13 protein-coding genes are annotated in these 13,085 nt (G+C 45.8%); 9 read left to right on the forward strand and 4 right to left on the reverse strand.

Going from position 1 to position 13,085, the window contains the following annotated elements; all coding sequences use genetic code 11:
• Nucleotides 1–12: 12 nt before the first annotated feature.
• A complete protein-coding gene (locus M4D81_RS05485) occupies nt 13–390 on the reverse strand; it encodes a winged helix-turn-helix transcriptional regulator (RefSeq protein ID WP_194545057.1) in 378 nt (125 codons plus the stop codon).
• Nucleotides 391–539: 149 nt separating this feature from the next.
• Between M4D81_RS05485 and M4D81_RS05490 the strand changes: the two genes are divergently transcribed.
• Nucleotides 540–1,562 carry a zinc-binding alcohol dehydrogenase family protein gene (locus tag M4D81_RS05490; RefSeq protein ID WP_260065098.1) on the forward strand — a complete coding sequence of 341 codons (1,023 nt, stop codon included), beginning with the start codon at nt 540–542 and terminating at the stop codon, nt 1,560–1,562.
• Nucleotides 1,563–1,694: 132 nt separating this feature from the next.
• Here M4D81_RS05490 and M4D81_RS05495 read toward each other — a convergent pair whose 3' ends face one another.
• The gene (locus M4D81_RS05495; RefSeq protein ID WP_260064903.1) at nt 1,695–2,120 is read right to left on the reverse strand and encodes a DUF6157 family protein; all 426 of its coding nucleotides are present in this window, start codon (nt 2,118–2,120) and stop codon (nt 1,695–1,697) included.
• 410 nt (nt 2,121–2,530) lie between these two features.
• Here M4D81_RS05495 and M4D81_RS05500 point away from each other — a divergent pair, with 410 nt between their 5' ends.
• From M4D81_RS05500 to M4D81_RS05510, 3 genes are all read left to right on the forward strand, one after another.
• A complete protein-coding gene (locus tag M4D81_RS05500; protein WP_260064905.1) occupies nt 2,531–3,259 on the forward strand; it encodes a MerR family transcriptional regulator in 729 nt (242 codons plus the stop codon).
• A gap of 32 nt (nt 3,260–3,291) precedes the next feature.
• Nucleotides 3,292–3,768, forward strand: coding sequence for a small multi-drug export protein (locus M4D81_RS05505; protein ID WP_071221384.1), 477 nt, complete (start codon nt 3,292–3,294; stop codon nt 3,766–3,768).
• 222 nt (nt 3,769–3,990) lie between these two features.
• On the forward strand, nt 3,991–4,860 hold the full coding sequence (locus M4D81_RS05510) for a helix-turn-helix transcriptional regulator (RefSeq protein ID WP_260064907.1): 870 nt from the start codon (nt 3,991–3,993) through the stop codon (nt 4,858–4,860).
• Between the two features lie 24 nt (nt 4,861–4,884).
• On the opposite strand, the gene M4D81_RS05515 is transcribed toward M4D81_RS05510, so the two are convergent.
• Together M4D81_RS05515 and M4D81_RS05520 are read right to left on the reverse strand one after the other, a co-directional pair.
• Nucleotides 4,885–5,469 carry a hypothetical protein gene (locus tag M4D81_RS05515; RefSeq protein ID WP_260064908.1) on the reverse strand — a complete coding sequence of 195 codons (585 nt, stop codon included), beginning with the start codon at nt 5,467–5,469 and terminating at the stop codon, nt 4,885–4,887.
• 408 nt (nt 5,470–5,877) lie between these two features.
• Nucleotides 5,878–6,612 (reverse strand): SMI1/KNR4 family protein, encoded by a 735-nt coding sequence (locus M4D81_RS05520; RefSeq protein WP_260064909.1) that lies wholly within the window; start codon nt 6,610–6,612, stop codon nt 5,878–5,880.
• Between the two features lie 363 nt (nt 6,613–6,975).
• Here M4D81_RS05520 and ssuC point away from each other — a divergent pair, with 363 nt between their 5' ends.
• From ssuC to M4D81_RS05545, 5 genes are all read left to right on the forward strand, one after another.
• Nucleotides 6,976–7,755, forward strand: coding sequence for an aliphatic sulfonate ABC transporter permease SsuC (gene ssuC / locus M4D81_RS05525; protein WP_220686437.1), 780 nt, complete (start codon nt 6,976–6,978; stop codon nt 7,753–7,755).
• A 13-nt stretch (nt 7,756–7,768) separates the two neighbouring features.
• The gene (locus tag M4D81_RS05530; RefSeq protein WP_260064910.1) at nt 7,769–8,566 is read left to right on the forward strand and encodes an ATP-binding cassette domain-containing protein; all 798 of its coding nucleotides are present in this window, start codon (nt 7,769–7,771) and stop codon (nt 8,564–8,566) included.
• Nucleotides 8,567–8,684: 118 nt separating this feature from the next.
• Nucleotides 8,685–10,598 (forward strand): aliphatic sulfonate ABC transporter substrate-binding protein, encoded by a 1,914-nt coding sequence (locus tag M4D81_RS05535; RefSeq protein WP_260064911.1) that lies wholly within the window; start codon nt 8,685–8,687, stop codon nt 10,596–10,598.
• A 1-nt stretch (nt 10,599) separates the two neighbouring features.
• Nucleotides 10,600–11,742: an LLM class flavin-dependent oxidoreductase gene (locus M4D81_RS05540; protein ID WP_260064912.1), complete on the forward strand. Its 1,143-nt coding sequence runs from the start codon at nt 10,600–10,602 to the stop codon at nt 11,740–11,742.
• Between the two features lie 27 nt (nt 11,743–11,769).
• On the forward strand, nt 11,770–12,756 hold the full coding sequence (locus tag M4D81_RS05545) for an ABC transporter substrate-binding protein (RefSeq protein WP_260064913.1): 987 nt from the start codon (nt 11,770–11,772) through the stop codon (nt 12,754–12,756).
• Nucleotides 12,757–13,085: the final 329 nt, after the last annotated feature.

Consider the following 13,085-nt stretch of genomic DNA (forward strand, 5'->3'; position numbering starts at 1 on the left):
CCTCGACTGTAACTATATTGATGTTTTCGTTTTTTGCGTTTGTACTTGCTCAGCGTATATTTCACCCCATTCTCTCATCTGGATAATGATGTTGGACAATGTCTGGCCAAATTGTGTTAAGGAATATTCTACTTTTGGAGGAATGACATTATACACTTCTCTATGAATAATCCCATCATTTTCAAGCTCTCTCAATTGTAAAGTCAACATCCGCTGAGAAATCCCTGGAACCAATCGTCTAAACTCATTAAATCTACGCGTATCGTTAAGTAAATGATAAATAATGACACCCTTCCATTTACCCCCAATTACATCTAACGTAACCTCTACGGGGCAAGCATGCTGAAGACCATCCGTACACTTTCCGTAACCACTTTTTCGATTGCGCATCACGACACACCTCTTTTTACAGTATACATAATGTTACTATACAACATTAATGTGCGTACTTATTTTTTATATTATTATCACCTATATTATAACTGTACTTATCATTTTGAATTGATCTTAAAATAAAGGAGAGATATCATATGGTGGAAATGAAAGCCGTAGGATTGTATAAATACCTTCCCATTCATCATTCAGAAAGTCTGATCGATATTACAATACCTAAGCCAAAAGCGGTAGGACGCGATATTTTAGTTAAAGTCAATGCAATCTCGATTAATCCGGTTGATGTGAAAGTAAGGGCGCCTAAAGATAAACAAGAGGAAACACCAAAGATTCTTGGATGGGACGCCTCAGGTATTGTAGAAGAAGTTGGAGAAAATTGTAAATTATTCAAACCAGGTGACCAGGTTTATTATGCAGGAAGTATAACTAGACCAGGAACATATAGCGAATATCATTTAGTAGATGAAAGAATCGTTGGTAAGAAACCTGAAACACTTAATGATGCACAAGCAGCTGCATTACCTTTAACCGCCATAACCGCTTGGGAAGGATTATTTGAACGATTAGGTATCGACTTGAACAATACACAAAAAAATAAAGAACGTTCTATTTTAATTATAGGTGGCGCAGGTGGAGTAGGTTCTATAGCTATTCAACTGGCAAAGTTAGCAGGATTAACGGTTATCTCAACAGCTTCCCGACAAGAATCAATAAATTGGTGCAAAAAACTTGGTTCGGACTATGTGATTAATCACTATAAACCTTTTGTTGAACAGTTGGAAGAAATCAACTTGAAAGGTGTTGATTATATCTTTTGTTTAAATAATACGGATCAACACTGGGATCAAATTGCGGCTTCTATACTTCCACAAGGCAAAATTTGTTCGATTGTTGAAACAGCTGAGAAACAAGATTTAAATGTACTCAAGAGTAAAAGTGCTACCTTTGTTTGGGAATTTATGTTTACGAGAGCCATGTTTCAAACAGAAGACATGCAAGAACAACATCAATTACTTTCTGCCTTATCAGAATTTATCGATCAAAAAAGAATAGTAACGACCCTAACCGACGTACTTAGACCGATTAATGCTGAAAATCTAAAAAAAGCCCATGGAATGGTTGAATCCGGGAAAATGGTTGGGAAAGTTGTTATCGAACATTTCGAATAATTCATTTACACGGATCAAAATCATAAAAGTCCAAAAAAGCAGTCCAAAACTGGATTCCAGTTTTGCCTGCTTTTTTTGATTCAACGATTGTTCACATTAGCGTAATTGTGTCTACTGAACCTATGATTGCACTCACTTCTTCTTGTTTCTCATAGCGGCGAGCAGCTTCACCTTCCCGTTGGCTCCTTCCACAAAGCGCCGATAGTCGGGGGATTCCACCGGAACGATCGCGATTTGCCCCTTCGCATTGAAATGAATCCCCCACCCGTATTTCTTCGGGAGCATCGATGCTCTCAAGCATGGTTGCGGCTTCCTAAAAAACTCGTCTCGAATCTGGTTCCCTCTCTCGGCTAACTCCGTCTCCGGAATGTTTTTGTGCCGGATATGCACTTCGTACAAGAGCTCCTCCTGGGTATAGGCGTACGGATTACTCGTGATTAACTCAAACTCGATGCCCGGCTTGGTTTTTCCGTCTTTCTTGTCCGGCGGCTGCGTTCCTGTCTCAACAGGGCAATCTGTTGCAACGGTAATAAACGTATCATAGTAATTCCAATCCATTATCGTTCCTCCTAAACCAATATATATAGCACCGCTCATAACACATCGACTTATTTAAAACTAATTATAACCCTCTATCCCTGACAGAATCGGTCAGTCATTATCGCCGTCTTTTCTTATTCCCCCCATTAAAAAAATGCTTGAACCTCTACCCGCGTCACCTTTTAAGATATGATTCAGACTTCTTATACGAAAGGTGACGAGAATGAAATTAACAAAATGACGGTACAAATCATGCTTGGGACTTCTCTGGTTCTAGGGTTGCCCCAGTGGTTTAAGTATACGTTTTTAATGATTGAAACCTTCATCATATTGTATGCTATGTTTTGCATCGCTCTTCAGAAACCTTATCATTATCCGGCAATACCTTACATCAAAAATAAAGAGATCCATCGAAATGAGGCGCTAAAATGTTAGATCAAATGATGACTATCGGACAATTATCGAACCACACTGGCGAATCGGTCAGAACGTTAAGATACTACGACAAAATCGGCTTGTTAACACCCAGCGATTACAAGGATGGCGGACACCGGCTGTACAGTAGGGATGACTTGGTACGTCTCCAACAGATTCAGGCATTGAAATTCATAGGTTTTTCGCTGAAGGATATTGCGAACATATTGCAGTATGCCCATATCGAACAAGAGCAGATCAAAAGCACGATACAATTCAAAAGAAAACAGCTCACTGCGGAGCTAGAAAGAATACAGGATATGATCGACCAATTAAATCATATGGATATGATCATTTCGAATGAAAACTCAGTGGATATCAGATCCTTTTGCTTTATTATGCACTCCATCCTTTGGGAAGAAGAGAATCTGGATGAAAACAAACGGAACCTGTATAAAATCTATAACTTTCGAGATCTAGAGCGATTCAAGCTCGACCAAGAGTACTATAGCTTATTCTCAAGAATTAGACACTTAGTCATGTCAAAGACAAGCCCTGAATCTGAAGAAGCGCTAGAATGTATGAGGAGATTGATGTTTCTCCATAAACAAACACTAATCAAGATGGCAAAGCTTCAAGAAGATGCTCCCGAGGCTGAAACATTCAATATATTGGATCCATTTACCGATGAGGAAAAAGTCTTCATCAAGGATGCCATGCGCATGATGTCGGAGTCGGAGTAAAACATCCATATTATCATTAAGGTGGGAATACATTGATACAAGATATTTTGCAAAAAGTAGAGCATATTCCAGTTCTTTATCAATTTATAGCTGTGTTCGCAATCTCGTTTATCCCTTTCCTCGAGGCTCATGTAGCGGTGCCTCTGGGAGTGCTACTGAAGCTCCCATTCATTCCAATTGCTGTTCTGGCCATCTTGGGCAACTGGCTTTCGGTCTTGACCGTAATCATTTCCTCTTCGTGGATCAAATCCAGATTTTTCAGTGATAGAAGCGATAGTTTTGTTTATCGACGTTTTCAAAAAGGTAAAGTGTATTTCAATCGATATGGCGTTCCTGGCATTTCCCTATTAGGGCCAATCATTGGGGCTAACCATATAGGCGCATTAATTTGCACGATGGCCAATGCGGATAAGAAAAATATCATCATTTGGCAGACCATTAGTATTATCTTGTGGGCGGTAGGGTCTGGGCTGCTTATTCATTTTGGGAGAGAGTACTTGCTTAGATAGATGATTCACCGTTATATCTTGAGGAGCATTTGAAGACAAATTAATGAAAAAGCGGCTACTAAGATGTCAGAAATAAATCTTGGTCGGCCGCTATTTTTATTAAACTTCGTTTCCAGTTAGCTTATGACATACTTGGTTAGTAGATTGCGAATTGCCTTCTAAGCGGTATAACGCGTGTGGTATACTTAGCACAAAAAATTAGAGCGTGACAAGGGAGTTCGTATGAACCATCATAGGATAATAGAACAAGCATTGATTCATATTGAGGAAAATTTAGAAACACCTTTATCCGTGTCATCCGTTGCGCTTACTTTCAATATGTCTAAATATTATTTTCATAGGCTTTTTTCTGCCATGATGGGCTGTTCCTTAAATCAGTACATCCTATCTAGAAGATTGAATGCCGCTTTATCACTCATTTATAACAACAACTTGTCGTTAACCGATATTGCTTACCAGTTAGCCTTTGGTACGCAAGCCTCATTCACCCGGGCGTTCAAACAACATTACAGCGTATCTCCAAGCTCGCTAAGAGCAGGGTTCAAAAAAATCTCTCCGACTCCAATACCTACTGTGGTTAAAAGACCATTTAAAAATATTCATGGTGATATCGTCACGGACTTCACACTGACAGAGTTCAAAGAGACCCGAATCAGCGGGATTGCCTTTGAAGTAGACCTAGCCACCGATGATTACAAGCAGAAGATTCACTCCCATTCAACAATGCTGCTGAATCATATTGATGAGAACATAAATGGTTCTTGTTTTGTCATTTATTCAAACTGTCAACCCAATTCAACCCGGTTCAAAGTGCTGTTCGGAATCCCAAGTGACATTCAAATTCATAAACCCTTTTATTTCACGGTTGATGTACCGACTATTTTTTGTGCGAGGTTCAATTATTTTGGTGACCTGCTTGATATTGGAGAAGTGCTCAAAACAGACTATGCAAGATTCTTAAAGATTTCCAAGCAAGAGTCCGATCAATCGGATATTGAGCTTATCCAGGTTTTTAATGACGTCCACAATCTGGATTCAGCCTACCATATCTATGCACCCATCAAGAAACTCCCTGATGATCTGGAAATTTAATGTTGCACATCTCTAATTCGATGTTTACTTACGTTCCGACCAAATAATATATCCGATCCATATCAGAGCAACGCCCATCGGTATCGCCAATGCCCGATCAAACGGATGGGGGATAATTGTAGCGGCAAAGGTCACTACAGCAGCGAAGGCCAGCAGAATTGCTGCTGGGCGAGGGAAGACTCTGGCACGTAATGTAGCGATGCCTAGCAGGAGACCTCCTAGCATATACAATACGCCCGCGAGCGGTGCTAATATTGGGAAGATCCCTAGATGAACCTCGCTGACCGTTCCTCCAAAGAGCCCAACCATTCCTGCCACAAACTTATCAGCATCACTTGTCAACAACGGCAAAACGAATGCCTCGATGAAACTAAAGATTAATGAGATTAACCAGAACAGATTGAACAAAAGGAAACCGATCAGGCCAAGCCACCCCGCTTCTTTCGCTTGGCGTACATAGAATCCTGTAATTCCGATCAGGTTAAAGAACGACATAGCCATAGTCAGGCATGCCACCACTACCCATGAGTTTGTGTGCACAGAAGAGATATCATCTGTCGGGTGGATAAACTGAATGACGATATATAGAATCCCCGCTATTATTGCCATAAATCCTGACCACCGGTTGAGAACATGTGCCGTTATTATTGATTTAATTACCTCTGTATTGAGCTCTATATTCACGATGATTCCTCCACTTCTAGATATTAATCACATGATCGCCACATCTTTCTCGACATGACAGGTTTTCGACTCTAACCATCCAATGAGGATATTTTGATTCTTTTTGCTACGGTCCCCTTCCTTAATATGTTTGTCGAATATAACTTAACAAATATAGCCTGCCCTTACTTTTCAAATCTTGCTGTAATTAGTGAAGAAATCGTAAGGAACCTTATAACGAAAAAAAGCACCTCTCTCGAGATGCAAACGAATCTACAATATATTTCCCCATTCAATCTATTGGACCGTACCAACCATTCGCAGTTACTTTGTGGTACTCGCTCCCTCAACCTGTCACTGTGCTGACAAATTCGTGCGAAATGTAGGCAAGTTGCTTGCCTTACCCATCTCGCTCAGCAGACTTTCTATGCTTGCTCTCTGAAATGAGGTCAGATACATGGCCAACGGCTCATCCGTCTCTTCTTCGGATACGTCAAGTTCACATACGATCAGCACATCGTCCTTTACGTAGATTTTCCATGCATTCAGCTCTGACCCTTCTTCTAGCTCATGCTCTCGCTCCAAATGCATACTGCTGCAGTAATCGGACAAGCCCCACATGCTCTCATCAAAAATGGCCCAATAGGGCAGCCGATCCTCAACTCCTAACTGAACCAGTGCCTTGCCAGCGAGAAAACGTTGAAGCGATCGATTTTCCAGCTGCCAATCAGGGGAATTCCACGCGCACAGGTAAACCGGCGGATCCTCCTTCTCCAGATCCTGAATGCGAATCCCGCAATAGATCACGGACTCCTCCACTTGATAGAAGACCAGAAACGCCTTGTCTGTCGTAAAAAAAGTATCATCGGGAATGAACACGTCCTGCAGCTGGAGCGGTTCATATTGGTTATTGCACCCTTGGGTGATATACGGGGATCGTCCCAAAACCATATAATAATCCCGCAATGCTGTCGGCAACGAAAACCCCAGGCTTTGTTCTTTAGCCTGAATGTCCGCTTCCGAAATGCCGTGGGCCTCTTTATGATGCTCTCCCAATATACGGAGAAGCGTTTCTATATTTGCTTCCATTGTTTGCGTGAACCTCCTCGTGATGCGTATGGGTATCATCTACTTCTCTAAATATACTGCAGATTTGAAGATGTGCCCAGGAATTGAACGTCATTTCGAGCCTATTATAAATGGTACCGAGCCCGATTTTAGTTAACTCAAGCCCTTTCCCCTTTCATGGTGTGAATACATTCATATTCCCGGTTGACGAAACTAAAATCGAGAAGTATAATCAAATCCATATTAAACTTATAGGAATTATTAAACATTAAAAAGATACCGACCATTCAAATGGAGGTCACAGCTTCAGCAGGATATTCTGCTGGCGTTGTGGCCTTTTATTGTTGATCATCCTATTTTTGAAAGCTAGGTGAAGTTGAAGTGATGAGAAAGTTTCTTTCCAACCCATTGATCGGAAAATGTTTGCCTTGGGTTCTCCCCATCTTACTAATCGTTCTGTGGTCCATCTTATCCAATCTTGATGTGATATCGAGGAAAATCCTCCCCCTGCCTCAAGACGTTTTATTTTCTTTCAGGGAGTTGCTGTTGTCAGGAGAATTAATCGAACATATCTCGATCAGCTTTCAAAGAGCGTTCATTGGTTTCTTAATCGGCGGGGGGATCGGTCTTGTACTTGGCTTTATGAACGGCTTATCCTCCATCGCTGAAAAATTGTTAGATACCACGATTCAAATGGTACGCAATGTTCCTCATCTGGCGATGATTCCGCTAGTCGTTCTATGGTTTGGCATTGGCGAGGAGTCGAAAATATTTTTGGTCGCGATCGGCGTGTTATTCCCGGTCTACATCAATACCCTGCACGGCATCCGCTCCGTGGACAACGGGTTGATCGAAATGGGGAACGTATACGGGCTGCGCTCAGCTTCACTCTTTTGGAGAGTCGTTCTGCCTGGTGCACTGCCTTCCATTCTAGTCGGACTACGCTACGCCTTAGGCATCATGTGGTTGACCCTAATCGTATCCGAAACGATCGCTACGAATTCAGGCATCGGCTTTCTGGCCATGAACGCAAGAGAATACATGCAAACCGATATCATTCTGCTTACCATTTTGCTTTATGCCTTATTTGGAAAGCTGGCCGATTCCATCGCGAAGCTCTTAGAGAAGCGGTTCTTACAATGGAACCCGAACTATCAAAAGTAAGCTCTGAAAGGATGTGTCGACCCTGAATTCCTCTACCCATGGTGTACATCTTCGTACAACAAGATTACAGAAAAGCTTCGGCGAACAACCTGTACTTCAAGGCATTGAGCTGGACGTGAAGCCAGGAGAGTTCATTGCCATCATCGGGCGAAGCGGCTGCGGGAAAAGCACGCTATTGCGCGTGATCGCCGGATTGGAACCATCCACGTCAGGAGACATATGGATCAATGACCGTCCGGTTCAGCATGTACATCCCGAAACTCGCATGATGTTTCAAGATGCGAGGCTGCTGCCTTGGAATAAGGTCATCGATAATGTAGCGATCGGACTTCGAAAAGAAGACCGTCATAAAGCCGAAGCCGCTTTAGAGCAGGTTGGACTGAGTGCACGGGCCAATGAATGGCCGTCGGTACTGTCCGGCGGCCAGAAACAACGAGTCGCCTTAGCAAGAGCGCTCGCTAGCCAGCCCAAATTATTGCTACTCGATGAACCTTTAGGAGCGCTGGATGCATTGACCCGCATTGAAATGCAGCAATTAATCGAATCGCTGTGGCAGCAGCAGCAATTCACGACCGTCTTGATTACGCACGATGTCGAAGAGGCTGTCGTTTTGGCCGACCGTGTGGTGCTCATTGAAGAAGGCCGTATCGCAATGGATCGAGCCGTCCCTTTCCCGCGCCCCCGTCAACGGGGAAATGCCGAAGTGGCAGCATTCATCGATCACATCCTGAAACGGGTCATGGGCATAACCGAAACGGCAAGCCGACATGAAGCAGAAGACCTCCCCTATCCCTTAAAGAAAGGGTCATAGGTTTCTAACACGATCCCGCTTGGGAGGGGATTGCCAAAACACCATTTCTTGAAGGAGGTGGATCACAAGCGAGCGTATGACCGGATGTGAAACCGAAAAAAGAAAGGAGCCCTGAAGCATGCCTACCATCGATAACCCGCAAGAAATCGTTAAGGAAATCAGGATTACACGCTGCCCGGTTCCGACAGCAGCCAGTTTGGCCCTTGACCTCGGGCTTCTTCAACAGGAGCTTGAAAAGTCCGGATGCACGGCGGCGGAACTAACAAGAAACGCCAATCACGCTTTGCCTCATGCGCATTTTAATCACACCTTGCCTTTCCTGGTGCGGGAAGGAGGCAACATTCCGGCTTTATGGGCGCGCTCCACCGGGAGCGATACGCGGCTTATCGGACTAAGCTGGGTCGATGAATATCAAGCGATCCTTACCCTTCCTGACTCGGGTATTCAGGAGCCTGGCGATTTGCGTGGAAAACGAATCGGAATCCCTCGCCATCGCTATTTAGAAATCGATTTTCGAGCGGCCCAAGCGCTTCGCGGTTACCATAATGCGCTCTCACTTGCGAATCTTACGCTGGATGATGTCAACATCGTTCATCTTGAGGCGGTTCCTGAAGGAAGAAGGGATTCATGGAATACCGAAATCGAGGCCCTGCAGCGGCGCGAGATCGATGCCGTTTTTGTCAAAGGAGCTACCGGGCTTGAGGCCGCTCGTACGGCCGCCCTAAAGGAAGTGATCGAGCTCGGGTTCCATCCGGATCCGCTGGTGCGAGTCAACAATGGCGTGCCCCGAACCGTGACGGTCGATACGGCACTGACGGAGCAGGAACATGTTGTAGAACAGATTCTCACCTCTCTGCTTCGCGCAGCGGATTGGTCCAAAGATCATCCCGATGATTTCATTCGGGTCGTTACGAAGGAAACCGGCGCTTCATCCGAATATGTAGCATCCGCTTATCGCAATATTTCGCTTCGACCGGCACTACGCGAAGACTATTTAACAGCGCTTGATGCCCAGAGCAGGTTCCTGTTCGAGCATGGTTTCCTCCCGAATCCCGTAAACGTATGGGACTGGATTCTTCCAGAACCGTTAGCCGCAGCTGAATATAACATTGCTAAAGGAGTGTCCCTCAACATGACTCAAAGTAAAGCAGACGTAACCATCGGCGTTCATCCCAATAATCATTCGTTATTCGTATTGCGCCGCTTAGGCTTTTTAGAAGAGATTCTTAAAGACTATAACGCATCCGTTGCCTGGGTCGACTACAACGATGGAGCAAAGACGCCACTGCGTATTGCTTCCGGAGAGATCGACTTTGGAGGTACAGGGTCTACGCCGCCGTTAACCGCGCAGGCTTCGGATATCGATATTGTGTACGTTGCGGTATCGAATCCTCGTACAGCTAGCGGAGCATTGGTCGTTCGCAAAGCAACGCCGGTGCAATCCGTTGCAGATTTGAAAGGGTTGCGCATTGCGCTTTCCGAAGGGTCATGGCATACGAGTTTTCTGGCAACCGCGCTAGATAAAGAAGGCCTTCTTTATGATGATGTCGCTCGAGTTGATATAGGCAATGATGGGGCGAATGCATTGCTGGCCGGGAAAGTGGAGGCTTGGGTCGGCAACGATCCGCAGCTTACGGAGCTGCATAACGAAGGACTCATTCGTACGCTGGTTCCGCTTGAATCCCATATCTCTCATCGTTCCGTATGGTTTGCCAGCCGAGATTTTGCGACGAATCGGCCGCAATTGCTCAAGGCCGTTGTCGAAGCTCTGCAGCAGGCCGATGGTTGGATTCAGGAAAATACGCGCGAAGCGGCAGAGCTTTTTGCCCGGGACCTGCCCCATTGGCCTTCCGTGGATTCATGGGAAGCCGCGCTTCAGCGGAGACCTTGGGGGCTGCAGCCGATTACCGAAGAATTTATAACTGAACAGCAGCGGGTTGCCGATCTGTTAGCACGACAGCATATTTTGCCCAAAGAAATAGTCGTTTCAGAGGCGGTTTTACCTGTCCCCGTAGAAATTGGAGGAGAATAGCATGGCTGTACACAAAGAGAACGTTGAAGTGTATTGGTATTTAACCGCGCCGGATGGCCGCAGTCCTTGGTCAACGGAGGGGGCGCGCAAAATCGATTTGCCTTACCTAAGGCAGATTGCCTCGGCTGTCGACCAATTGGGGTTTACCGGCGCATTGCTGGCAACGGGCCCGCATGATACGTGGGTGCTTGGATCATCCCTCATCTCCAGCACGAACAACATGCGCTTTCTGATCGCTGTGCATCCGCCGTTGATCTCGCCCGTGCTCGCTGCGAAAATGGCGCAAACCTTCGATGATTTTTCCGGAGGACGCGTATTATTAAACATCGTGAACGGAAACACGGCGCAAATGCGTGCCTATGGATCAACGCTTGGGCATGATGAGCGTTATGCCTACACGGATGAATGGATTCAGGTGTGGAAACAAGCGGTGGCCGGGGAAAACCTGGATTACCATGGCAAATATATTACCGCCGAAGGCAAAGCCTTACAGCTCTCCTCCACGCAGAAACCAACGCCGCCCCTGTGGTTCGGCGGATCGTCGCAAGCGGCTCATGTCACGGCAGCCAAGCATATCGATACGTATCTGAGCTGGGGCGAAACGCCTCCGCAAGTCGCCGAGAAGATTCAAGATCTTCAAGCTTTAGCTGCAGAGCAAGGGCGTACGATGCGGTATGGCATCCGGCTGTATCTGATCGTTCGCGATACGGACGAAGAAGCTTGGCAAGAAGCGGATCGGCTGCTCAAGACGATGGATCCGCAAACCGTGGAAAATATGCAGACCATTCTTCGAAATAGCGATTCGGTGGGGCAGCAGCGCATGCTTCGCAATCACAACGGTCAGATCCCGAAAGACGCGCGGGAGCTCGAGATTTATCCGGATTTGTGGGCCGGGATGAGTCTGGTACGACCAGGTCCGGGCACAACGATCGTAGGCAGTCCGGCAACCGTTCTGGCACGCATAAGAGAGTATCAGGATGCGGGCATTTCAACGTTTATTTTCTCCGGTGTTCCATTGCTTGAAGAAGCTTACCGTGTAGGAGAATACATCCTGCCCCATCTACGCGTGAACCGTCAGGCCGCAACCATACAGAAGCAAGAAGAACAGGAGAAGGTTTTCACTTGGGCTCATCAAATCCACTAAATGATCCGGCAAAAAGGGAAGTGTCCTATGCGAAAAATAAGCTTTCATGTACTATTCATATTTCTGTTAGTTACGTTAGCGGCTTGTGGTAAAGCCGGTCAAGCGAAACAAGGCAATGCTGAGGATGAGGCTGTACCCATTCGTCTTGGCATACTGCGCAGTGCCCAGCCATTAAGTTTATCCGATGAAGGCGGTCCCCTCTATAAAAGGCTGGAAGCAGTCGGAGCGAAAGTTGAAAAAACAGGCGGTTTTGCCGCGATGTCGCCGGCGATCGAGGCGTTAAATGCCGGTTCGATCGATATTACGATCGGCTCGATTACGGCAGCCATCAGCGCACTTGTCGGAGGCTCCTCGGAATTTACGATTTTTACGAAGCAGCCTGGCGATCAAGATAATCAAGGCATTGTCGCCAAGCCGGAAGCCGGCATTAAGGGCCCTTCCGACCTCCGTGGTAAGAAAATCGCCGTCAACCGCGGCGGCACGGGCGAATACCTACTATATAAAGCACTGGAGAAAGGCGGACTCGATGCAAGCGAAGTCGAGATCGTCTATCTTCCGCCAACGGAAGCGGGGCCTGCCTTTGAAAGCGGGCAAGTCGACGCTTGGGCGACATGGGGTTCGTTCACCGCCGTGGCGCTCGTCGACTTCGGTGCAGAGCTGGTCATTTCCGCAGGCGACATCGAATCCGAGAACGATACGGTGTATATTGTGCGAAACGGCTTCCTGAAGGAGCATCCTGAGCTCGTCCATGAAGTGTTCGAAGGCTTGAATGAAGAGTCCGCGCTTCTATCTGACGACGTCGATCACACCGTCCAATTAATTCAGGACATCCAAGGCGTCTCCGAACCCGTCGCGCGTCAGCAGCTGGAAGGCTCTTTATACCCGTTTGACCCGATTGATGACACCGTCCGCCAACGTTGGCAAGCGGTGGCCGATTATATGTTTGAGAAAGGGATTATTCCGAATGAAGTGGATGTCCTATCCAATACGGTGGATGTGAGGACGTTGAAGTGAGGCTGGCTAAGGTAAGCTGTGAGGAGCGGTAAGCATTATACATTTTTTTAATAAAAATTTCAGTATGAAACCCTTCGAGGGCACGAGGTCTATTGGGGACTTGGTGTTCTCTTTTTTTAATGTTCAATATAACAATCGGACGGTCCATGCAGAAAGCTGTGATTGATCTGTAAGCTCTGGATTTGGCTTTCGGTTAAAGGTAGCTTATCACGCAGGCCATTAAAGTATCTTTGATCCGTCCTCACCTTCACCCGTTCCTAAGTATCGTCCTAGCTTGCATTATGCCATGAATTCCATTAACTTATTTTTGATAGCTTCATTTATTAAAC

It is taken from the genome of Paenibacillus sp. p3-SID867, from assembly GCF_025142895.1.
GTDB lineage: Bacteria > Bacillota > Bacilli > Paenibacillales > Paenibacillaceae > Paenibacillus_AQ.